Source organism: Methylobacterium sp. DB0501, from assembly GCF_011043735.1.
Classification (GTDB): domain Bacteria; phylum Pseudomonadota; class Alphaproteobacteria; order Rhizobiales; family Beijerinckiaceae; genus Methylobacterium; species Methylobacterium alsaeris.
The window spans coordinates 1-21973 of record NZ_JAAKGV010000045.1 but is presented as its reverse complement, the minus strand read 5'-3'; the positions used below and the strand labels follow the sequence as shown (position 1 = coordinate 21973).

Sequence of the window (21973 nt, the reverse complement as noted above, 5' to 3'; positions counted from 1 at the left end):
CAGTACCAGGCGCTGACGGAAGCGGCGCAGAAGCGCGACGCGCTGGTGCAGGACGTGGTGAAGGCGCAGCTCAAGCGCGAGCGGACGACGCTCAAGGCGCCGATCTCCGGGACGGTGCAGCAGCTGGCGGTGACGACGCTGGGGCAGGTGGTGACGGCGGGCCAGCCGCTGATGGTGGTGGTGCCGACGGACGGTCCGATCGAGGTCGAGGCGCAGGTGCAGAACAAGGATATCGGGTTCGTGCTGCCGGGGCAGGAGGCGGTGGTGAAGATCGACGCCTTCCCGTTCACCCGCTACGGCTCGATCGAGGGGCGCGTGGTGCGGGTGTCGCGCGACGCGGTGGACGACCGGGAGGCGGGGGGCGGCAGCGACGCGTTGTCGGTGGCGCGCAGCCAGGGGGTGAACCCGGTGACGGGCATGCCGAAGACCCAGAACCTGATCTTCCCGGTGACGGTGGCTTTGTCGCAGACCTTCATCAAGGCGGACGGGACGGACGTGGCGCTGACGCCGGGGATGACGGCGACGGTGGAGATCCGGACCGGGCGTCGCCGGGTGATCGACTACCTGCTGTCGCCGGTGCGGGAGACGACCTCGACGGCAGGGCACGAGCGGTGAGGGCGGTGGGCGACGCGCCCTCGTGACGCTTACGTGATCGGCGCCGGGTTGAACAACGTCAGGTCGTTGTACAGCCCCCAATGATCCGACCACGGCTTCTTCCGCCCGCTCGCCACGTCGAGGACCAGGCGAAAAAGCTCCCACCCCGTCTCCTCGATCGTCGCCTCGCCGGTGGCGATCTTGCCCGCGTCGAGGTCGATCAGGTCGGACCAGCGCTGTGACAGCTCGGTGCGGGTCGCGACCTTGATCACCGGCGCCTCGGCCAGCCCGTAGGGCGTGCCGCGGCCGGTGGAGAAGACCTGGAGGGTGATGCCGGAGGCGAGTTGCAGCGTGCCGCAGACGAAGTCGCTCGCAGGCGTCGCGGCGAAGATCAGGCCCTTCCGGCGCACCCGCTCGCCGGGAGCGAGCACGCCGCGGATCGCGCTGGTGCCGGATTTCGCCACCGAGCCGAGCGCCTTCTCGACGATGTTGTTGAGCCCGCCCTTCTTGTTGCCGGGAGAAGGATTGGCGCTGCGGTCGGCCCCGCCTTGGGCGAGGTAGTCGTCGTACCACGCCATCTCGCGCACCAGCGCCTTGGCGACGTCCTCGGTCTCGGCCCGGGGGGTGAGGAGGTGGATCGCGTCGCGTACCTCCGTGACCTCCGAGAACATTACGGTGGCGCCGGCCCGCACCAGGAGATCGGCGGCAAAGCCGAGCGCCGGGTTGGCGGTGACGCCCGAGAAGGCGTCGCTGCCGCCGCATTGCAGGCCGACCACGAGGTCGGCGGCCGGGCAGGTCTCGCGGGTGCGCCGGTTGAGGACTTCGAGGCGGGCCTCCGCCATCGCCATGATGCTGTCGAGCATCATCCCGAAGCCCTGGTGGGCCTCGTCCTGGAGCCGCACCACGCCGTCGGCCTGGCCGTCCGGCAGCAGCCGCTCGGAGACCAGCTTCTCGCAGCCGAGGCCGACCACCATCACCTCGCCGCCGAAATTCGGGTTCTGCGCCAGGCTCTGGAGGGTGCGGATCGGGATCACCGCCTGCGGCGCATTGATGGCGACGCCGCAGCCATAGGCGTGGGTCAGCCCGATCACGTCGTCGACGTTGGGGAAGCGCGGCAGCAGTTCGGCCTTGATGCGCCGGATCGCCACGTCGAGGGTGCCGGCGACGCATTGCACGCTGGTCGAGATCGCCAGGATGTTGCGGGTGCCGACCGAGCCGTCCGGATTGCGATACCCCTCGAACGTATAGCCGTCGAGGGGCGGCAGCGGCGCCGGCACGCGGGTGGCAAGCGGCAGCTGGTCGAGGGCGGGCGCCAGGGGTGTCCGCACCCGCGATTCCTCGACCCAGGCACCGCGGGGCAGGACCTGGAGCGCGGTCCCGATCACCTCGCCGTAGCGGCGGATCTCCCCGCCCTCGGGAATGTCCTGCAATGCCACCTTGTGGCCCTGCGGCACGAATTCCCGGAGCACCAGGCCGTCGGGGAGGACCGTGCCGGCCGGCAGCCCGAAGGCGTTGACCACGATGGCGACGTTGTCGGCCTCGTTGAGGCGGATGGTGCGGGGCGCGTCGCCGCGCGGCGCAGGTTGGGCTTCGGGGGCGGCGGGCCCCTCGGTGGTCCGCGGCTCGTCCAGCATCGGCTCCCTCCCGGTATTGCCGGCGTCGTATCCGGTTCTCTGGCAGAAACGGCGATGCCGCCCGTGAGGGGCGGCACCGCCCGAACGTCCTTGCGGCTTACTCGGCGGCCAGCGCCTGCGCCGGGGTGATCCGGGCGACGAGGGCCGCGAGTTCCGCCTCCTCGGCGGCGGTCAGGTCGGTGAGCGGGTGGCGCACCGGCCCCGAATCGCGCCCGACCACCCGCATGCCGGCCTTGATGATCGAGACGGCGTAGCCCTTGCGCCGGTTGCGGATCTCGATCAGCGGCAGGATGAAGTCGCGCAAGCCCTGCGCCACCGCCTCCCGGTCGCGCCGGCGCACCGCGGCGTAGAAGTCGAGCGCGAAGCCCGGCACGAAGTTGAACACCGCCGAGGAATAGGTGGTCACGCCCATCTCGAGATAGGGCAAGGCGAAGGTCTCGGCGGTGGGCAACCCACCGACATAGGTCAGCCGGTCGCCGAGCCGCGAGTAGATCCGGGTCATCAGCTCGATGTCGCCGATGCCGTCCTTGTAGCCGACGAGGTTCGGCAGGCGCTCGCAGAGCCGCGCCAGGGCGTCGGGGCCGATCACCGCGTTGTCGCGGTTGTAGACGATCACGCCGAGGCCGGTCGCGCGGCACACCGCCTCGATATGAGCCGAGAGGCCGTCCTGCTCCGAGCCGACGAGGTAGGGCGGCAGCAGAAGCAGGCCGTCGGCGCCGGCCTGCTCCGCGCTCTTCGCCATCTCGCAGGCGATGGCGGTCCCGTAGCCCGCGCCGGCGAGTACCGGCACCCGGCCGGCGGTCTCGGCCACCGCGACGCCGACGACCCGGGCGACCTCGGCCGGGGTGAGGGAGAAGAACTCGCCAGTGCCGCCCGCCGCGAACAGGCCGGCGACGTCGTAGCCGCACAGCCAGTCGAGGTTGCTGCGGTACTGCGCCTCGTCGAAGGCGAAATCGGCGGTGAAGGGGGTCACCGGGAACGAGAGCAGGCCGGCGCCGAGGCGCTGGGCGACATCGACGGGCGAGAGCGCGGTGGCCATCGGGGCGGGTTTCCTCTCAGGTTGCGGGGCCTTGACCCGCTGCAAGACGGTCTACGCCCCGCCATGATGCTCTACCAGCACCATGTCGGCATGGTTCAATCCAATCCGGGCATCGATTTGTCGAGCATGCCGGCAAGCTCCGCCAGGATCGGGATCAGCGGGTTGTCGTTGCTGCGGCGCCAGACGAGGTAGAGCTCCACCGGCTGCCGCGGCGCCGGGACGAGCGGCCGCAAAGTCACGCCGACGACCCTCAAGGACGCCGCGGATTCCGGCACCAGGGCGAGGCCGAGCCCGGAGCGCACCAGGGACAGGATGGTGTGGATCTGCGCCAGGTGCTGCACCGCCTGCGGCGCGAGGTCCTGGTCCGCGAAGTAGGCGCCGACGAGGTCGTGGAAGTAGCGCGCCTCGTCGGGGGCATAGGCGATCGAGGGCTCGGCGGCGAGGGCTTGCGCCGTCACGCTCTCGCCCGCCGCCAGCGGATGGTCGTCGGGGAGCGCCGCCACCAGGGTCTCGCGGGCGATGCGCAGGGCCCCGTCGGCGGCGGGCGGCAGGGGCGGGCGCATCAGGGCGAGGTCGATGCCCTGCGATCCCAGCGCCTCGGCCTGGGCGGCGCTGACCATCTCCTTCAGCAGGATGTCGGCCTCCGGCAGGCGAGCGCGGGCCGCCCGCACCAGGTCGGGCAGGGTGCGGTAGGCGGCCGCCGCCGTGAAGCCGAGGGTGACGCTGCCGGCCTGGCCCGCCGCCACCCGCCGGGCGGTCGCCGCCGCCTCGTCGGACAGGCGCAGGATTCGCCGCGCCTCGGCGAGGAAGCGGCGCCCGGCCGGGGTGAGGCGTACGGCGCGGCTGGTGCGGTTGAGGAGCGCCACGTCGAGGACGCGCTCCAGCACCTGGATCTGCCGGCTCACCGGCGGCTGGGTCAGGTGCAGCCGCTCGGCGGCCCGGCCGAAATGCAGCTCCTCGGCCACCGCCACGAAGCAGCGCAGCTGGCTCAGTTCGAACATCGGGGCCCTCCGCACGCTTGACCCTGGGGGATGAAAGCCGGGTGCTCGCGCGTTCCATTCCCGGGGCCCGGCAATCCGCCGGCGGCCCTTTCGAGACAAAGGCCGCCGATGTCCTCGCCGCTCCACCTCGTCCGGCATGCCGTCCCGTTCACCCGCTACCCGTACCGGGGCGAGGGGATGGCGTGCAATCTCTGCGGCGGTACCGAGACCCTGACGGTGGCCGAGACTGACCGGCGCCTGAAGCGGCTGCATTCCGTCGCCTGCACGGGCTGCGGGCTGATCCGCACCGACCCGATGCCGAGTGCCGCCGAGCTCGACGCCTATTATGCCTCGGCCTACCGCGCCGCCTACCAGTTCGCCCTCGGCCGGCGCCCGCCGCGCCACCACCTCAACCGCTCCCGGCGCGAGGCACGATTCCGGGCGGATCTGCTCGGCCCCGCCCTGCGGCCGGGCGCGCGCGTGCTCGATGTCGGCTCCGGCTCGGGCGAGTTCCTGGCCGCCGCACGGGCGAGAGGGTGCGACGTCACCGGGATCGAGCCGGGCCGCACCTACGCTGCCTATGCCCGGGCCGAGCACGGGACGCCGGTGCTCGACCGGCTCGACGAGCTCCCGCCCGACGCGGTCTTCGACGTCGTCACCGTGCACCACGTCCTGGAGCATCTGCGTGATCCGGTCGACACCCTCGTGCGGCTCGCCGGGCGGCTCGCGCCCGGCGGCGTGCTCTACGCCGCGGTGCCCAACATGGCGGCGACGGGCAAGCCGCCGCACGAGCGCTTCCACTTCGCCCATGTCCACGGCTTCGTGCGCCAGACCCTCGACGCCGCCGCCGGCCGTGCCGGGCTGGCGCCGCATCCGGCCTATCGGCGCGAGGACACCACCGTGGTCTACCGGCACGCCGAGGCCTCGGATGCGCCCTGCCTCCCCGAGCCCGGCCTCGCGCAGGACCTCGCCGCCGCCCTCGCACCGCTGCGGCCCGGCGCCTACATCGCCTCGGGCGCCTGGATCGCCCCCATGGTCCGCCGCAACGCCAAGGCGATCCGGGACACGTTCGCGGCGCGGTAAGGCGCGGGAGGCGTGCCGCCCGCAGGCCGGTCCCGCCCCGGCGCGACCGGCCTGCGCTCCGTCGTTGCGGATATGCCACGGGCACTAACATCCCCAGCGCAATTTGGAATCCGGCCTTCGCGCGCGGCCCGGGCGTGTTAGAAAAAATTCAACGGAACCAATAACTTAGTATCATTCTAAAGAGCAACGCCACCCCCGATGGGCCTCCATCCGGGGCGGGCGGGCCGTTGCCCGAAGGTCACCCCATGCGTTTCCCCCTCCGCGTTCCCACCCTGTCCCGTCGCCTCGCCGCGCTCGCCGGCGTTTCCCTGGTCGGGCTCGCTGCCGCTCACGATGCGGGGGCCCAGGAGGCGACCCCGCCCCGACCGGGCGCGGCGGCCGGCGGGTCGATCCAGCTCGAGGCGATCGACGTCGCCGGCAACGGCGCACCGTCCGGCGGCACGGTGGTCGCCGCCCGGCCGAAGGAGGATCCGCGCGGGCCGATCGACGGCTACGTCGCCAAGCGCACCCTGGTCTCGACCAAGACCGACACCCCGCTGATCGAGACGCCGCAATCGGTCACCGTGATCGGGCGCGAGCAGCTCGACGCCCTCAAGCCGCAGCAGGTCGCCGACGCGGTCGCCTATTCGGCCGGCGTCTACGGCAGCGTCTTCGGGCCGGATCCGCGGGTCGACTTCTTCCTCATCCGCGGCTTCACCGCCAACGATACCGGCCTGTACCGGGACGGGTTGCAGCTCTTCAATTACGGCTTCGCCACCTACAAGGTCGACACGTTCGGCCTCGAGCGGATCGACGTGCTGCGCGGGCCGGCCTCGGTGCTGTTCGGGCAGGGCGGTCCCGGCGGCCTCATCAACCTGATCAGCAAGAAGCCGCCCTTCGAGCCCCTGAACTACGTCGAGGTCGGCGGCGGCTCGTTCGGCCAGAAATACCTCGCGTTCGATTTTGGCGGACCGGCCGACAAGGAGGGGCACTGGTTCTACCGCCTCACCGGCATCGGCCGGCAGGGCGGCACCCAGGTCGACGGGCTCGACGAGAATCGCGGCTACATCGCCCCGACCTTCACCTACCGGCCGGACGGCGCCACCACCTTCACGCTGCTGTCGAGCTTCCAGTACGACGATACCGGCCGCCTCAACGCGTTCCTGCCGTATTACGGCACGGTGCGGCCGACGGTGCTCGGCCTGCGCATCCCGCAGAACTACAACGTTTCGGATCCGTTCAACAACACCTACCGGCGTAGCCAGGCCAACGTCGGCTACGAGTTCGAGCACGTCTTCGACGACACCTGGACCTTCCGGCAGAACCTGCGCTACGCGTTCAGCGATTCGCTCGACGACGCGTTCCTGGGCGGGCTGTTCGGCCTGAACGGGACGGGCTATGCCGACGCGAACCAGACCCTGATCTCCCGTTACCGCTTCCGCGCCGCGTCGCGGGCGCGCCTGTTCAACGTCGACAACCAGGCGGTGGCCCGGTTCGACGACGGCCTGTTCAAGCACACGGTGCTGATGGGCCTCGACTACAAGAACTTCCAGCTCAACGACAACAACGCCACCGGCGGCTTCGTCGGCCCGACGGTCGCGCCCTTCAACATCATCACGCCGAATTACGGCAGCCCGAGCGTCCCGGTCGCGCCCTACCTCGTCAATTACGACGTGTTCCAGCAGCTCGGCCTGTACTACCAGGACCAAGTCAAGCTCACCCCCGAACTGACCCTGGTCGTGTCCGGTCGCGGCGACTTCACCTCGAACGAGGTCAACAACCGGCTCACCAGCACGCAGACGCGGCAATCGGCCAACGCCTTCACGCAGCGCTACGGCCTGATCTACAACTTCGACTTCGGCCTGGCGCCGTATGTGAGCTATGCCAGCTTCTTCAACCCGCAGGTCGGCACGAACTTCTTCAGCCAGCCGTTCAAGCCGACCACCGGCGACCAGTACGAGGTCGGCGTCAAGTACGAGATTCCCGGCGCGAACGCCTTCCTGACCCTCGCCGCCTTCGACCTCGCGCTCGCCAACACCCTGACCGCCGATCCGACCAACCCGCTCAACCAGCTCCAGCTCGGCGAGACCCGCTCGCGCGGCTTCGAGGCGCAGTTGGTGGCCAACATCACCAAGGACTTCAACGTCGTCGCGTCGTTCACGAGCTACAACCTCGAGATCACCAAGGGCGATGTCGGCGCGATCGGCCGGACCCCGACCAACACGCCCGAGACCCTGGCCTCGGTCTTCGCCGACTACACCATCCCGACCGGCGACTGGGCCGGCTTCGGCTTCGGCGCGGGCGTGCGCTATGTCGGCCGCTCCTTCGCCAATGTCGACAACACCCTGACGGTGCCGGAGCGGGCGCTGATCGACGCGGTGATCCACTACAGCCGGGACAACTGGCGCTTCGCCATCAACGCGGCGAACCTCACCGACAAGCGCTTCGTCTCGTCGTGCCAGTCGGTCACCGCCTGCTTCTACGGCGAGCAGCGCCGCATCACCGCGAGCCTGAGCTACAAGTGGTGAGGCCAAGGGGCGGCTGAGGCGCGGTCGAGGGGCGGGGGCTCACCCCCCGCCCTTCGTTTGCACCGCCTTCGCGTGCCCCCGCTCTCACTCCGGGATCATGTCCGAGACGTGCCGCGCGAAGTCCGCCAGGGCGACCGTGCCGCCCTCGCAGACCTGGAACACCCGCAGGCTCCCGTCCCGGAGCGCGGCGAGCGGCACCTGGATCTCGAACCCGGCCGTCAGGGCGTCGGCGTCCCGCAGATGGGCCGCCACGTCCTGGCGGACGACGCTCTCGGCGATCATGAACCGGCGCCGGCCCCGCGCGCCCCAGCGGGCGATCCATGTCAGCGGCCGGCCGCGCCCGGGCACGAAGCACCAGCCCGAGACCGTGACGGCCTGGCCGAGCAGCGACGACCTCTCCCCGACCGTGGCGGCGTCGAGGTTCGGACGTGCGCGCACCCGCCGGATCCAGGCCCGGCGCAGGGCCTGCGGGATCTCGGCCGTGACCAGGCAGGCGCGGGCAGCGGGCGCGACGAAGAGCGTGGCGCCGGTCTCGTGGCGCTCGGCGCCGTCCTCGCCCTGGATCACCACCGAGAGGCGGTAGGAGCCGGGCGGAATCTCGCGGACCTGCGCCTCGGCGCCGGCCCGCCGCGTCCCCGCCTCCTCGCGCCACGCCGCCCGCGCCCAGGCCGTCCCGTGCTCGCCCTCGAGGACCAGGACGGGCTGCCCGTCGCGCGCGCCGGCCGGCAGCGCGGCCTCGAGGCGCGTGATCCCGCCCTGGCGCGCCACCGGCACGCCCTCGATCGCCGGCAGCCCGTGGCCGGCGAGGACCGCCGGTTCGGGGCTCCGGCGGAGCGTGGAATCCGGCACCGGCAGGCCGGTCCGCCACGGCGTGACGGGACCCGGCGCGCGCGTTGTCGGGACGACGACGCGCGCGACATCGGGGGCGACGGCGACGTGGTCGGCGAAGGCCTGGACGAGGTCGATCGCCAGGGCGCCCGCCGGCAGGTCGGCGCTCGCGAGCCGCGCCGCGAAGCCGGCCTGCTCGGCCCGGCCGGCCCCGAACCGGCCGGCGAGTTCGGGGCGGCGCTCGGGGCGGGCGGTGACGTAGGCGACGGCTTTCCCCGAGCGCAGGCGCAGCCAGGTCTGAGCCGGGCGGCCCGCCCCCGGCCGCCAGATCCAGCCGCGGAGCGACAGGCTGTCGGCGACCGCGCAGGCACCGATCCGGCCGGGCAGCCGCTGGCCGTCGACGACGAGGTCGGCGATCTCCCACGACAGGTCGGGGTCGTCCGGCGCCAGGATCCGCTCGGGCCGGGCGGCGACGGAAGCGGGCAGGGCGGCGACGACGGCGCTCGCCTCGCTCGCGCCGTCCCAGGCCACCGTCGGATCGGTCCAGTCGGGGTGGTTGAGACGGAATCCCAGGTCGAGGGCCGAGAGGGTGAAAGGCGCCGGAGGCGCATCCGGGCCCGCATGCGGGACGGGGCGGGCCGCGATCAGGTCGCGGTAGAGCGCCCCCATCCGGGCGGCGTGCCCGACCATCGTCGGGAAGGCCTTTCGGCCGATCGCGGCGCGCAAGGAGGCGACGAGGTCCGGCTCGTGCGCGAGGCGCCGCAGGGCCTGCCGCACGGCGCCCGAATCGCCCGGCGGCACCTTGAGGCCGTCGACGCCGTCCGTGACCCGCTCGCCCGGCGCGCCGAGATCGGTGACGACCGGGATCAGCCCGGCCCGCCACGCTTCGGTCAGCGAGATCATGTAGGTCTCGGGCCAGAGCGAGAGGTGGAGCGACACGTCGCAGCCGGCGAGGAGCGCCGGCACCTCCTCGCGGGTGTAGCCGCCGCGCACCTGCAGCCGCTCCCCGGCCAGCGCCTCGAAGGCGGCGACGAGGTAGGTCTCGACGTAGCCGAGCACCTCGAACACCACGGCGTCGCCCTCCGTGATGCGGATGAGCTCGAGCAGGGTCCGGGCGCCCTTGTGGTCGACGACGTTGCCGAGCACCGCGACCCGCAAGGGCGGGCGGGGCGCCGGAGGCGTCGCAGCCGCCCGGTCCGGAGCCGATGAAGGCTGCGGCCGGGGTGCGGATTCCGCGTCCACCATCTCGATCACCGCCACCCGCGCCGTCGCCTCCGGGTAGAAGGCCCGGACGTAATCCGCGGTGGCCGGCGTGCTGCTCACGAAGGCGTCGATGCTCGGGAGCATCCGCGCCATGAATCCGTCACGCCGCGCCTTCGCGCCGGCCGGCAGCCCCTCGGCACCGGCGAGACACCCGTCGCATTGCCGCTCGCCGCGATGCACGACGTCGCAGAACGCGCCGTGCTGGTTCATCAGGGTGTAGCGGCTGCACACCAGGAAGAAGTCGTGCAGTTGCATCACCACCGGCACGCCCTGGGCCCGCGCGATCGCCGGCAGGCTCAGCGGCAGGCCGAGCAGGTGATGGACGTGGACGAGGTCGATGCGCCGCTCGACCAGGATGCGCTCGACCAGCGCCTCGATCTCGGGGCTGACGAGCAGCCGCTCGGCCGGCGGGATCGGCAGTGCCTCCGAAGTCCCGCCCTCGTCGAGGCGCAGCACCCAGGCTTCCTCCTCGAAGGCGGGATAGAGGAACAGGGCCTCGAACCCGTCGAGAGCCTCCGCGAGCTGCTCCTGGTAGAGTTCCACGCCGCCGCCCTGGCGGCGCCCGACCCGGTTATGGGCGACGAACAGGATGCGGGGTTTCGCGGCCCCGAAAGCCTTCGCCACGTCGGGCTTCGCGGCGCCGGCCCTCGTCACGTCGCGAGACGCGGTCGCCCGGCGCTCCTGCACCGCCCGCATGATGACGTCGACCCGGTGGTCGTAGAGATGCTCGGCCCGGGTGCGGGCCCGCGCCCGCTCGGCCATGGCGATGCGGGCTCCGGGCTCGGCCAGCAGCGCGGCGATCGCCGCGACGACGCCGTCCTCGGTGCAGGTGCGGATCTCGCTCTCCGCCGCGTAATAGTCGAAGGTCTCGGGATCGGCGCCGACCACGAGCTGCGCCCCGCCGGCGAGCGCCGCCTCGAACAGCCGCGGCGGCGGCGTCGTGCCCGCCGGCGTCTCGTCGGCGCCGGCGGTGAAGATGCGGGGCAGGGTCAGCACCACGCGGCTCGCATGGGCGAACCGGGCAAAATCCGCGTTGCCGCAGCGCCAGTCGACGATCAGGTCGTCGCGCACCAGCACCGGTTCGGGCAGGTAGGGGTTCGACGGCAGCGCGACCTTCACCTTCAGGTCGCGGGGAAAGGACGACAGGACCCGGTTGAGCGTGGCGACCCGGTTCGGCCAGGCCGTCCCGATGAACAGGAGGTCGTAGCGGTACGACGCGTCGTCCCGCCGGACGGCGAGGTCCTGGAACAGCGGGGTCGCCGCCAGCGGCAGGTGCCGGGCGCCGGCGCCGTAGCGCGGGAGCGAGCCGCGGTCGTTGGTGAAGACGAGGTCGAAGCAGCCCGAGAGCCCCGCGTTCGCGGCGCTCAGGTATGGGTCCTCGGTGGTCCAGAGCGCGCTGGTGCCGGCAAGCGCGCAGAGACGGCGCAAGAGGGCGTGGTGGCGGCTCGCGCCCCCGAAGGCGAGGAAGAGGTCGAAGCGCCCGGCCTGAGCCAGAGCTGCCGCGTCGGCGTGGGTCGCCCGGACCACCCGCGCGACCATGGGGTGGCGCCGCAGGGCGTCCTCGACGGCCAGCGCGATGTAGGCGTTGCTGGTCCGCGGCTCGGTGTCGAGCAGCAGCACCGCGAGCGGCGCGGCCGGGGCCATGGCAGAGGGAAGCATGGGGATCCCGGTCACGCTTGCATCACCGCCAGGATGGTCCGCGCCCGATGGGCGTAGGTGTGGGCGTCGAGCGCCCGGGCGCGGGCGCGCTCGGCCATCGCCGCGAAGGCGGCGGGCTCGCGGTGGGAGCGGGCGATCGCCTCCGCGATCCCCGGGACGTCGTCGAAGAGCAGGATCTCGCGTCCCTCGTCGAAGTAATCCAGGATCTCGAGCCCGGCGGCGAAGCAGAGCTGCGGCGCCCCGGCCAGGGCGGCCTCGAACACCCGCGGTCCGGGGGTCGAGGCCGGAAGCCTGAAGCGCCGGTTGGCGATGTCGAGGTCGCGGCCGACCGCGAGCGTCAGGCGCGCCTCGCTCGCCCGGTCGGCCATCGCGGCGGGGCTCATCCGGGTGTTCTCGGCGAAGGGCAGGGAGGCCGGCCAGCCCGCACCCCGGACCTCGACCCGGCGGCCGGCGAGGCTCGCCTGCGCCCGCTCGAGCAGCGCGACCCGGTTCGGGAAGGCCGCGCCGCAGAAGAACAGGTCGAGGCTGCGCTCCGCCATCGGCCGCACCGGCCGGTCGTGGGTCCGCCGGCAGGCGGCGAGCGGCAGGTGCGAGACGCCGGCGTGCCGGTAATGGGGCAGGGCCCAGCGGTCGTTGGTGAAGATGTGGTCGGCCAGCGCCTCGGCCTTCGGCCCGTAATCGAACTCGTAGGGATCGTCGTGGAGCCAGAAGGCGAGGCGCGCGCCGGCCCGCCGGGCGCTCCGCGCCAGGCCGCGCAGCGGTGCCGCGTCGATCGCGACGCTGCCGAGGGCGACGACGAGACTCGGGCCGAGGCCGCTGATCGCCTCCTCGGCGAGTTCCAGCGGGCTCGCGCGGACCGCGGCGTCGCCGAGCACCTCGGCGAACCCGTGCCGGAGGGCGGCGCGGATCGGCGCGTTGTGGTTCACCGCGTCCGGGCTCGTGCTCACCACCAGGACCTTCGCGGAAGACGAGCCTTTCAGGAGCATGCGGACCGGTCGACGAGAAGGGGCTTGGACAGGGGTGCTTGGACAGGGTGCTTGGGCCGAGCGGTGCATGCCGAGCACGCGAAGGCCGCCGCGGTCAAGTCGTCGACCTGACGTTGCCTCCCCGCCGCCGGGCGATCGAATCGCGCGGCGCCTTGGCCGAGGGCGGCGGAGCGGCGTGCCCGCACGGGCGGGATCGGCCGGATGCGCCAGCCTCGAACGCGGTCACCTCGTGACGGTCGGCGACACGCTGCCGCGCCGGTGGTAGGAGGGCGGATCATGGTCGCCCTCCCGCCCGCCCAGCGCCGCCCCCTCGCATCCCCGACCGGTCCCGCGCCCGTCGCGCCGGGCTTCCGGTCCCGCCTGCGGCGGGCCGCCCCATGAGCGCGCTGCCGCCGGACCTGGATTATCGCAGCCTCTTCGACGCCGCGCCGCAGCCCTGCCTGGTCCTCGATCCGCAGGGCCGGGTGCTGGCGGCGAACCGGGCCTGGCGCGATGGCTGCGTCTCGGGTCGCGGCGCGGGCGACGATTCGGACGACCTCGCCGGCCGGCCCCTTGCGGAACTGCTGCAGGACGGGCCGGGCCGGCGGGCGGCGATCGAGGCTTCGATTACCCGGGCGGTCGCGACCGGCCGGCCCGACACCCTGGTCCTCCCGCCTGCGGCGGACGACCCCACGGGGGCGGGCGGCGTCCGCGCCACCCATACCCCGGTGCGCGACGCCGCGGGCGCCGTCGCCATGGTGCTCCACCACCCGGGCGCCGGGGCGCCGCCGGAGGAGCAGCGGCGGCGCGAGCAGATCTTCCAGCAGATGCCGGGCTTCGTCGCCGTCCTGCGCGGCCCGACCCACATCTTCGAATACGTTAACGACGCCTACGTGACGATCGCCGGCGCGCGCGACTTCCTCGGCCACACCGTGCGCGAGGCCTTCCCCGATCTCGCCGACCAGGGCTTCTACGAGCTCCTCGACACGGTCTACCGCACTGGCCGGCCCTTCGCCGCCCGCGCCATGCCGATCCTCTTCGCCGGCGACGCCACCGAGCGCGCCATCGATCTCCTGTACCAGCCGCTGCGGGACGGGTCCGGGACGGTCACCGGCATCTTCGTGGGCGGCTACGACGTCACCGAGCAGGTCCGCTCGCGGGCGGCCCTGCGCGACAGCGAGGAGCGCTATCGCACCCTGCTCGAGAGCATCGATGTCGGCTTCTGCATCCTGGAGATGAAGTTCGACGACCGGGACCGGGCGGTCGATTACCGGATCGCCGAGGCCAACCCGGCCTTCGCGCGCCAGACCGGGGCCGACGTGGCGGGCCTCTGGGTGAGCGAGTTCGCCCCCGACCTCGAACGGCACTGGTTCGACACCTACGGCCGCGTCGCGCTCACCGGCGAGCCGGTCCATTTCGAGAACCAGGCCGACGTGTTCGGCCGCTGGTTCGACGTGCGGGCGCTGCGGATCGGCGATCCGGCGCAAGCCCGGGTCGCGGTCTTCTTCAGCGACATCTCGGACCGCAAGCGCATGGAGGAGGCCTTGCGCGTCCTCAACGCCTCGCTGGAGGCGCAGGTCGCCGCGCGCACCGCCGAGCGCGACCAGATCTGGCAGGCCTCGACCGACCTGTTCTGCGTCGCCGATCTCGACGGCCGCTTCGTCAGCCTCAACCCGGCCTGGACGGTGCTCCTCGGCTGGAGCGAGAGCGATCTGCTGGCCCGTCCGTTCCTCGACTTCGTCCACCCGGAGGACGTGCCGGCGACGCGGGCGGCCGCCGCCTCCCTCGCCCGCGGCGAGGCGCAGCCGAATTTCGAGAACCGCTACCGGCACCGCGACGGCTCGCATCGCTGGCTGTCCTGGAACGCCGTGCCGCGGGACGGGCGGATCTACGCCACCGTCCGCGACGTGACGGCGGTCCGGGCCCAGGCCGCCGCCCTGGCCCAGGCCGAGGAGGCCTTGCGCCAGTCGCAGAAGATGGAGGCGGTGGGCCAGCTGACCGGCGGCGTCGCCCACGACTTCAACAACCTGCTCACCATCATCCGCTCCTCGGTCGACTTCCTGCGCCGGCCGGAACTGCCGGAGGCGCGCAAGGCGCGCTACCTCGACGCCGTCTCCGACACGGTGGACCGCGCCGCCAAGCTCACCGGCCAGCTCCTCGCCTTCGCCCGCCGCCAGGTCCTGATGCCGGCGGTGTTCGATGTCGGCGAGAAGGTGCGGGGTGTGGCCGACATGATCGACACGGTCACCGGCGCCCGGGTGCGGGTGGTGGTGAACGTGCCCGACCGGCCGTGCTTCGTGCGGGCGGACCTGAGCCAGTTCGAGACCGCGCTCATCAACATGGCGGTCAATGCCCGCGACGCGATGGACGGCGCGGGCACGCTGACCCTGAGCCTCGCCTGCGCCGCCGCGATGCCGCCGATCCGGGGACATGCCGGCTCGCAGAACCCCTTCGCGGCGGTGTCGCTCACCGATACCGGGCCGGGCGTGCCGCCGGACCTGCTCGGCCGCATCTTCGAGCCGTTCTTCACCACCAAGGAGGTCGGCCGCGGCACGGGCCTGGGACTCAGCCAGGTCTTCGGCTTCGCCAAGCAATCGGGCGGCGACGTCGACGTGACCAGCCGGCCGGGCGAAGGCGCCACCTTCACCCTCTACCTGCCGGAGGCCGCGGACGCCGCCCCTGACGGCGACGCGACCGGCACCCAGGGCTCCGCGTCGCCGATCGGCGCTGGCGAGAGCGTGCTCGTCGTCGAGGACAACATCGAGGTCGGGCGCTTCTGCACCCAGATCCTGCACGATCTCGGCTACCGCACTGCCTGGGCGACCAACGCCGAGGAGGCCCTCGAGCGCCTCGGAGCCGACGGGGCGGGGTTCGACGTGGTGTTCTCCGACGTGGTGATGCCGGGCATGGGCGGACTCGCGCTCGCCCGCGAGCTGCGGCGGCGCCTGCCGCACCTGCCGGTGGTGCTCGCCTCCGGCTACAGCCACGTCCTGGCCCAGGACGACGCCCACGGCTTCGAGCTCCTGCACAAGCCGTACTCGGCCGAGCAGCTCGGCCTCATCCTGCGGCGGGCGGCGCGGCTGCGCCGGGCGGGGTGACGGGAGTTCCCGGGATGCAGCCCGACAGCCTCGTCCTCGCGCCGGCACGTGCCCGGATGGCCGGCCTCGCGCTTCCGGCCGGGCGATCCGGTTCCATGGCCCCGGCGACCCGTGACCCGGCTGTGACGGCGGGACTGAGGCGGCGTCGGCGAGGTGCCCCAAAGCATGAGCGCATGGTCGGTCATGCCATTACCATGCTGGGGGTCGATGCCGGGGATAAGGCCCGCCGGACGATCCGTACCCCACGGAACGGGCCCTTCATCACGGTTCCATAACCTACCTTATGCGAATCGCATTTGTAGGCACGGGATTGAAATGTCCCACCTGAGCCCGGGCGGAACCGGATCGGCAGGCTCACCCCCCGGCCGTCGCGATGCCCCGGTCCCGATCGCCCTTCCGTCACGACAACCCATCATGACAACCGTCCCTGACTCTGACATGGTGGAAGGCCCTCATCCAAGAGGTCTCGTCACCCGGGCGGTCCCGCCGGAGGCCGGCGCCGCGCGTCCCTCCCGGGGGCCCGCCATCGGGCGCGAGCCGGTCCCCGCCGCCCGCGTCGAGGCCTCGCCGTCCACCCGGCGCCGCGGGTCTCCGCCGGACCGGAATCGGGAAACGTCTCTCGTGAACCAGCAGACGACCAGGCTCGACCGGATCGACATGAAGATCCTGATCGAGCTGCAGAAGAACGGCCGCATGACCAACGTGACGCTGGCGGATGCCGTCGGCCTGTCGGCGAGCCCGTGCCTGCTCCGGGTCAAGCGCATGGAACAGGCCGGCTACATCACGGGCTACGGCGCCCATATCGCCCTGCCGAAGCTCGGCGAGACGGTGACGGTGTTCACGGAATTCACGCTGAACGGTCACACGCCGGAATATTTCCAGCGCTTCGAGCAGGCCCTGCGCAAGATCGACGAGGCGATCGAAGGCCACGTGGTCAGCGGCGGCTACGACTACCTGGTGAAGTTCGTCACCCGCGGCCTGTCGCATTACCAGGAGGTGATCGAGGCGCTGCTGGAGCGCAACGTCGGGATCGCCAAGTATTTCAGCTACATCGTGCTGCGTACGCCGATCGTGAAGACCGAGCTGCCGCTCGCCACCCTGTTCGGCGAGGAGCGCTGAGCGAGGCGGCGCATGCCGCCTCGCCGGACAACGCTCCGAGCAGACTGGCGTGGGCGGGCCAACGCTTCATCCGCTGAGACTCTTGTTTTGTCGCAGATTTTCGTCGCAAAACCGGCAACCACTTTTGCGAAATGCGATCGGGCAGTGCTCTAGCCGAGGGCCTGGCTGGTGACGGCGCAGATCCGGGCCGGCCCGGTCTCACGCGTCGGGCCGCGGGTCATCGTCACCGGCTCGTCGACATTGGCAAGCCCGCAGGCCTGCGCGAAGGCGGCGAGCGGCCCGTCGCGCTCGGTCGTGTCGATGCGCAGGAACGTGCCGGCATGGGTCCGCACGTGCGGGCTCGCCAGCGCCACGGCGGCGTGGCCGTCGGCGGCGACGATCGGGCCGACGAGGTGACCGCGGCCGAAAGCCCGGCAGATCGCGAAGCCGGCGATCCGGCCCCCCTCCTCCAGGACGGTGATCGCGCCGATCCGGCGCAGGGCGTCGAGCATCCGGCTGCGGTCGCCGCCGGAGGCCTCGCGGTCGAGGGCGACGAGGCCCGGCCAGTCGGCTTCGGTCGCCGGGCGCACGCGGGCGTCGTCGACCGCGGCGGCCGCGTCGGCGGTCCCATGATACTGCGCGAGGCCGCCGGTCACGCGGAAGCCCTCGGACTCGTAGAGGCGCCGCCCGGCCTCCGTCGAGGTGAGCCGGATGGTGCGTCCGCCGGCGGCGGCGAAGAGTTCCCGCATCAGCCGCCGGCCGGTGCCCTTCGCCTGCTTCCGCGGCGAGACGATCACCATGCCGATCGTGGCGAGCCCGTCGCCGAAGGGCCACCACATCGCCGAGCCCATCACCCGGCCGTCCTCGTCGCAGGCGACGAGGCCGTGGCCGATTTCCAGCATCAGGCGCCAGTCGTCGGCCCGGTGCGGCCAGCGCACCTCGACCGAGAGGCCGTGCGCCGCCTCGATATCGGCCTCGGTCATCGGGCGGATGGTCGGGGCGTTCGTCTCGTTCGTCATCGCGTCGGATCTCAGGTTGGAAGCTAAGGCGCGTCCCGGCCCTGCGACGAGGGCCGGGACGCGCGCGAAGGACGGATGGTCAGAGACCGCCCATGTGGAGCGACTTCAGCTCCAGGTACTCGTCGATGCCGTAGGCCGAGCCCTCGCGGCCGAGCCCCGACTGCTTGACGCCGCCGAAGGGCGCCGCCTCCATCGAGACCGTGCCGGTGTTGAGCCCGACCATGCCGAATTCCAGCGCCTCGCCGACCCGCCAGGCCCGGCGGATGTCGGAGGTGTAGAAGTACGAGGCGAGGCCGAACGGCGTCGCGTTGGCGACGGCGACGGCGTCCTCCTCGCGGGAGAAGCGCATCAGCGGGGCCAGCGGTCCGAAAGTCTCCTCGACGGCGAGACGCATGCCGGTGTCGGCCCCGGTCAGCACCAGGGGCGGCACGAAGCGGCCGCGCACGGCGTCCGGATCGCCCGCCACCAGCCGGGCACCGCGGTTCAGGGCGTCGTCGAGATGCGCCGTCACCTTGGCGGCGGCCGCGTCGTTGATCAGCGGGCCGATGGTGACGCCGGCCTCGAAGCCGTTGCCGACCTGAAGCTTGCCCGCGGCCTCGGCGAGGCGGGCGGCGAAGCGGTCGTGGATGCCGTCCTGGACCAGGATGCGGTTGGCGCAGACGCAGGTCTGGCCGGCATTGCGGAACTTCGAGGCCATGATCCCGGCGATCGCCTGGTCGAGGTCGGCGTCGTCGAACACGATGAACGGGGCGTTGCCGCCGAGCTCGAGGCTGAGCCGCTTGATGGTCGGGGCCGACTGAGCCATCAGCAACCGCCCGACCGCGGTCGAGCCGGTGAAGGACAGCTTGCGCACGGTCTCGCTGCCGGTCATCTCGGCGCCGATCGGCGCCGCCTGGCCGGTGACGACGCTGAACACGCCCTTCGGCACCCCGGCCCGCTCGGCCAGGACCGCCAGCGCCAGCGCCGAGAACGGCGTCAGGTCGGCGGGCTTGACCACGATCGGGCAGCCGGCGGCGAAGGCCGGCGCCACCTTGCGGGTGATCATCGCGATCGGGAAGTTCCACGGCGTGATCGCCGCGCAGACGCCGACCGGCTCCTTGAGCACCAGCACCCGGCGGTCGCCGACCGGCGCGGTGAAGACGTCGCCGGTGATCCGGCGCGCTTCCTCGGCGAACCATTTCACGAAGCTCGCCCCGTAGGCGACCTCGCCGCGGGCTTCCGCCAGCGGCTTGCCCTGCTCGGCGGTCATGATCGCCGCCAGGTCCTCGGCATTCTCCAGGATCAGGGCGTTCCAGCGCTCGAGGATCGCGGCGCGCTCCGCCGGCGACGTGCGGCGCCAGGCCGGAAAGGCGGCCTCGGCCGCCATGATGGCCGCGCGGGTCTCGGCCGCGCCGCAATCCGGCACCGTGCCGAGGGTCTCGCCCGTCGCCGGATCGGTCACCGGCAGGCTGGCGCCAGCGTCGGAATCGCGCCACTCGCCGGCGATGAAGGCCTGGAAGCGCAGGAGCGCGGGATCGCGCAGGCGGTCCTGGGAGAACATGGAGGATCCTCGGGCGAAGGGGGGCGGCGTCGAGGCCGAACGGGGAAGGCGGAGGCGAGCGACGACACTCGGCCGGCCCGCGCGAGCGGGCGACGCCGGCCGCGACCCCTCTGGTCGACGGCCGGCGTCGGGCCGTGCTTACAGGCCGAGCAGCCCCGGCAGGCCGCGGATATCCTTGATCTCGTGGTAGCCGTAATAGGGGTTGGCCGGCTCGTGGCCGCGGTTGACCCAGACCTTGTTGGTGATGCGCAGGTCGTGCGCGGTCATCAGGTCGTAGCGGAAGCTCGACGAGCAATGCAGCACGTCCTCGGGGCCGCAGCCGAGCTGGTCGAACATGTATTCGAAGGCCTGCATCCGCGGCTTGTAGGCCTGGGCCTCTTCCGCCGTGTAGGCGGCGTGGAACGGCGCGCCGAGCTTGGCGACCGAGTGCGGGATCAGGTCCTTCATCGAGTTCGACAGGATCACCAGGGGGAATTCCTTGGCGACCTTGGCCAGTCCCTCGACCGTGTCCGGGTGCGGCCCCCAGGTCGGCACCGCGGCGTAGACGGCGTCCGCGTCGCTGTCGCGGTATTCGATGCCGTTGAGCTTGCAGGTGCGGATCAGCGCGTTGGCGACGACGTCCTTGTAGGGCTTCCACGGCCCCAGCACCTCGTCGAGGCGGTAGGCCGAGAAGTCTGCCACGAAGGCGTCCATGCGCTCCGCCGGCACGCGGTCGGCGTAGAGGCGGCGGGCGACGGGGGCCATCTCGAAGTAGATCAGCGTGCCGTAGCAGTCGAAGGTGATGTACTTGGGCTTGAGATGGGCCATCGGGGTTCTCCCTGAGATGCTCGGCCGGGCGGTGGTCAACCGTGGTGCCACCCTACGGCCCGTCGACGATGCCGGACGCCGTTGTGCCGGCCTCGCGGGCGCCGATCCTGCGCTTTCGCCCCCGCCGCACGGCAGGTCCTGCCGGGGCATCGGTCCGGCGCGCCGCGGCAGGCTCTGCCGCCAAGGGCTGACGCGCCACGGCAATTCCGCCTGCGGACTGCGGGACATTCGGTGTCTCCCGCGGATCGCGCAGGGGTATCGTTCGTGCATCGGCGGTGCCGTCCCGATGGCGGCGTCGAGTCCGATCGCTCCCGCGGCAGCGCGTTTCGAGGCCTTCCATGACCACCCCGCTCATCGCCTACAAGTCGGACCCGGTCCGCGGCGCCGTCTGGCACGACATCTTCGCCCGGGAGGCGCCGGACCTGCGCCTCGTCGAGTGGGATCCGGACGGCGAGGCGGCGCAGGCCCCCTATCTCGTCGCCTGGACGCCGCCGGCGGACCTGCCTCGCGCGATGCCGCGGCTGGAGGCCCTGTTCTGCATCGGCGCCGGCATCGACCACCTCCCCGTCGGCGACCTGCCGGCCGCCGTCCAGGTGGTGCGGATGGTCGATCCGAACCTCACCGCCTCGATGGTCGAATACGTCGTCATGGCGGCGCTGGCGCTCCACCGCGACCTGCCGTTCTACCGCACCGAGCAGGCTGCCGGACGCTGGACCCCTCGCCCCGTCTTGCCGGCGACGGAGCGCCGGGTCGGAATCATGGGGCTCGGTGTGCTCGGTCAGGCGGCCGCGCGGGCTTTGGCCGGGTTCGGTTTCCCGGTCCGCGGCTGGAGCGCCTCGCGGAAGACGCTCGACGGGATCGAGACTTTCGCCGGCGACGCGGCCTTGCGTGACTTCCTGTCCGGCACCGACATCCTGGTCTGCCTGCTGCCGCTGACCCCGGCGACGCGGGGCCTCCTCGACCGCACCCTGTTCGACCGTCTGCCCCGCGGCGCGGGCCTGGTGAATGCCGGACGCGGCGGCCACGTCGTCGAGGCCGACCTTCTCGCCGCCCTCGATGCCGGCCAGCTCTCCGGTGCGATCCTCGACGTCCTCGCGACGGAGCCGCCGGCCGCCGGTCACCCGCTCCTCTCCCATCCCCTGGTGATGGCGACGCCCCACGTCGCGAGTGCCACCCAGCCTGCGGGTGCTGCCCGGCAGGTGATCCGGGGCGTGCGGGCCCACCTGCGCGGCGAGCCGATTGCGCACGCGATCGACCGCCAGCAAGGGTATTGATGCAGCCTCTTGAACGCAGGGCGTGCATACCCATCTCGACATCAGGCAAGCCGCGGAGGTTGGGCAGGTCCCCTGCCCCGCTTTCCGGTTGCCGGGACCGAAACCTCCGGGCTTCGGGTGTGTTGACAGGCGAGCCGGCTACCCTTAGACAGCCGCTCACCGACGGGGCGCCGAGACGAACGGCCCGCTCCGACGAACCTTCCCAGAGACGACGAAGCAAGGGCCGGGGCAACCCGGCGCTGCTTTCTGTTCTCCGAAGGTCGAAATCGGGCTTCAGGCTCGATCAGCTCTTTGACAAGTTCATACGAGAAAGAGAAGCGTGGACGGCGTCGTCCCTGCGGATCCTGCCTTCTGGGCGGGATCGTGAGTAGGATGATGCTGGTCTTAACGCTTCGGTGCTCACACGATTGGTGGAAACGCCGATCGGTCGTGAGCCTCCGTTTTAGTTGTGATCAGCTTTGATCAGCTCTTCAACTTGAGAGTTTGATCCTGGCTCAGAGCGAACGCTGGCGGCAGGCTTAACACATGCAAGTCGAGCGGGCATCCTCGTGGTGTCAGCGGCAGACGGGTGAGTAACGCGTGGGA

The 21973-nt window shown here is 72.0% G+C and carries 14 protein-coding genes and 1 rRNA gene; 7 read left to right on the top strand and 8 right to left on the bottom strand.

Going from position 1 to position 21973, the window contains the following annotated elements:
• Positions 1–615 (top strand): HlyD family efflux transporter periplasmic adaptor subunit (locus G4G93_RS34030; RefSeq protein ID WP_165091716.1); only part of this gene is annotated, 615 nt, incomplete at its 5' end.
• Positions 616–644: 29 nt separating this feature from the next.
• On the opposite strand, the gene garD is transcribed toward G4G93_RS34030, so the two are convergent.
• The 3 genes from garD to G4G93_RS34015 form a co-directional block, all read right to left on the bottom strand.
• Positions 645–2228 (bottom strand): galactarate dehydratase, encoded by a 1584-nt coding sequence (gene garD / locus G4G93_RS34025; RefSeq protein WP_165091715.1) that lies wholly within the window; start codon positions 2226–2228, stop codon positions 645–647.
• A gap of 97 nt (positions 2229–2325) precedes the next feature.
• Positions 2326–3267, bottom strand: coding sequence for a 5-dehydro-4-deoxyglucarate dehydratase (gene kdgD / locus G4G93_RS34020; protein ID WP_165091713.1), 942 nt, complete (start codon positions 3265–3267; stop codon positions 2326–2328).
• A gap of 95 nt (positions 3268–3362) precedes the next feature.
• Positions 3363–4268: a LysR family transcriptional regulator gene (locus G4G93_RS34015; protein WP_165091712.1), complete on the bottom strand. Its 906-nt coding sequence runs from the start codon at positions 4266–4268 to the stop codon at positions 3363–3365.
• 108 nt (positions 4269–4376) lie between these two features.
• Between G4G93_RS34015 and G4G93_RS34010 the strand changes: the two genes are divergently transcribed.
• Together G4G93_RS34010 and G4G93_RS34005 are read left to right on the top strand one after the other, a co-directional pair.
• Entirely contained in the window at positions 4377–5330 is a 954-nt protein-coding gene (locus G4G93_RS34010) for a bifunctional 2-polyprenyl-6-hydroxyphenol methylase/3-demethylubiquinol 3-O-methyltransferase UbiG (RefSeq protein ID WP_165091710.1), read from the top strand.
• Between the two features lie 245 nt (positions 5331–5575).
• The gene (locus G4G93_RS34005) at positions 5576–7837 is read left to right on the top strand and encodes a TonB-dependent siderophore receptor (RefSeq protein WP_165091709.1); all 2262 of its coding nucleotides are present in this window, start codon (positions 5576–5578) and stop codon (positions 7835–7837) included.
• Positions 7838–7921: 84 nt separating this feature from the next.
• Here the strand turns inward: G4G93_RS34005 and G4G93_RS34000 are convergent, their stop codons facing one another.
• Entirely contained in the window at positions 7922–11587 is a 3666-nt protein-coding gene (locus G4G93_RS34000) for a glycosyltransferase (RefSeq protein WP_165091707.1), read from the bottom strand.
• A gap of 11 nt (positions 11588–11598) precedes the next feature.
• Entirely contained in the window at positions 11599–12534 is a 936-nt protein-coding gene (locus tag G4G93_RS33995; RefSeq protein WP_312892326.1) for a glycosyltransferase, read from the bottom strand.
• 416 nt (positions 12535–12950) lie between these two features.
• Between G4G93_RS33995 and G4G93_RS33990 the strand changes: the two genes are divergently transcribed.
• Together G4G93_RS33990 and G4G93_RS33985 are read left to right on the top strand one after the other, a co-directional pair.
• Positions 12951–15650: a PAS domain-containing protein gene (locus G4G93_RS33990; protein WP_165091704.1), complete on the top strand. Its 2700-nt coding sequence runs from the start codon at positions 12951–12953 to the stop codon at positions 15648–15650.
• Between the two features lie 621 nt (positions 15651–16271).
• Positions 16272–16769 (top strand): Lrp/AsnC family transcriptional regulator, encoded by a 498-nt coding sequence (locus tag G4G93_RS33985; protein ID WP_281287362.1) that lies wholly within the window; start codon positions 16272–16274, stop codon positions 16767–16769.
• A 149-nt stretch (positions 16770–16918) separates the two neighbouring features.
• Here the strand turns inward: G4G93_RS33985 and G4G93_RS33980 are convergent, their stop codons facing one another.
• The 3 genes from G4G93_RS33980 to G4G93_RS33970 all read right to left on the bottom strand — a co-directional run bounded on the left by G4G93_RS33980 (position 16919) and on the right by G4G93_RS33970 (position 20114).
• On the bottom strand, positions 16919–17767 hold the full coding sequence (locus tag G4G93_RS33980) for a GNAT family N-acetyltransferase (protein ID WP_165091702.1): 849 nt from the start codon (positions 17765–17767) through the stop codon (positions 16919–16921).
• A gap of 79 nt (positions 17768–17846) precedes the next feature.
• Positions 17847–19307, bottom strand: coding sequence for an NAD-dependent succinate-semialdehyde dehydrogenase (locus G4G93_RS33975; RefSeq protein WP_165091701.1), 1461 nt, complete (start codon positions 19305–19307; stop codon positions 17847–17849).
• A 138-nt stretch (positions 19308–19445) separates the two neighbouring features.
• The gene (locus tag G4G93_RS33970; RefSeq protein WP_165091699.1) at positions 19446–20114 is read right to left on the bottom strand and encodes a haloacid dehalogenase type II; all 669 of its coding nucleotides are present in this window, start codon (positions 20112–20114) and stop codon (positions 19446–19448) included.
• A gap of 338 nt (positions 20115–20452) precedes the next feature.
• Here G4G93_RS33970 and G4G93_RS33965 point away from each other — a divergent pair, with 338 nt between their 5' ends.
• Both G4G93_RS33965 and G4G93_RS33960 read left to right on the top strand, forming a co-directional pair.
• On the top strand, positions 20453–21388 hold the full coding sequence (locus G4G93_RS33965; protein WP_165091698.1) for a 2-hydroxyacid dehydrogenase: 936 nt from the start codon (positions 20453–20455) through the stop codon (positions 21386–21388).
• A 471-nt stretch (positions 21389–21859) separates the two neighbouring features.
• Positions 21860–21973, top strand: a 16S ribosomal RNA gene (locus tag G4G93_RS33960); the annotation flags it as partial.

Coding starts and splice junctions, on each gene's coding strand:
- G4G93_RS33975 (WP_165091701.1), bottom strand. CDS start 19,307: ATGTTCTCCCAGGACCGCCTGCGCGATCCCGCGCTCCTGCGCTTCCAG.
- kdgD (WP_165091713.1), bottom strand. CDS start 3,267: ATGGCCACCGCGCTCTCGCCCGTCGATGTCGCCCAGCGCCTCGGCGCC.
- G4G93_RS33990 (WP_165091704.1), top strand. CDS start 12,951: ATGAGCGCGCTGCCGCCGGACCTGGATTATCGCAGCCTCTTCGACGCC.
- G4G93_RS34005 (WP_165091709.1), top strand. CDS start 5,576: ATGCGTTTCCCCCTCCGCGTTCCCACCCTGTCCCGTCGCCTCGCCGCG.
- G4G93_RS33980 (WP_165091702.1), bottom strand. CDS start 17,767: ATGACGAACGAGACGAACGCCCCGACCATCCGCCCGATGACCGAGGCC.
- garD (WP_165091715.1), bottom strand. CDS start 2,228: ATGCTGGACGAGCCGCGGACCACCGAGGGGCCCGCCGCCCCCGAAGCC.
- G4G93_RS33965 (WP_165091698.1), top strand. CDS start 20,453: ATGACCACCCCGCTCATCGCCTACAAGTCGGACCCGGTCCGCGGCGCC.
- G4G93_RS34000 (WP_165091707.1), bottom strand. CDS start 11,587: ATGCTTCCCTCTGCCATGGCCCCGGCCGCGCCGCTCGCGGTGCTGCTG.
- G4G93_RS34015 (WP_165091712.1), bottom strand. CDS start 4,268: ATGTTCGAACTGAGCCAGCTGCGCTGCTTCGTGGCGGTGGCCGAGGAG.
- G4G93_RS34010 (WP_165091710.1), top strand. CDS start 4,377: ATGTCCTCGCCGCTCCACCTCGTCCGGCATGCCGTCCCGTTCACCCGC.
- G4G93_RS33970 (WP_165091699.1), bottom strand. CDS start 20,114: ATGGCCCATCTCAAGCCCAAGTACATCACCTTCGACTGCTACGGCACG.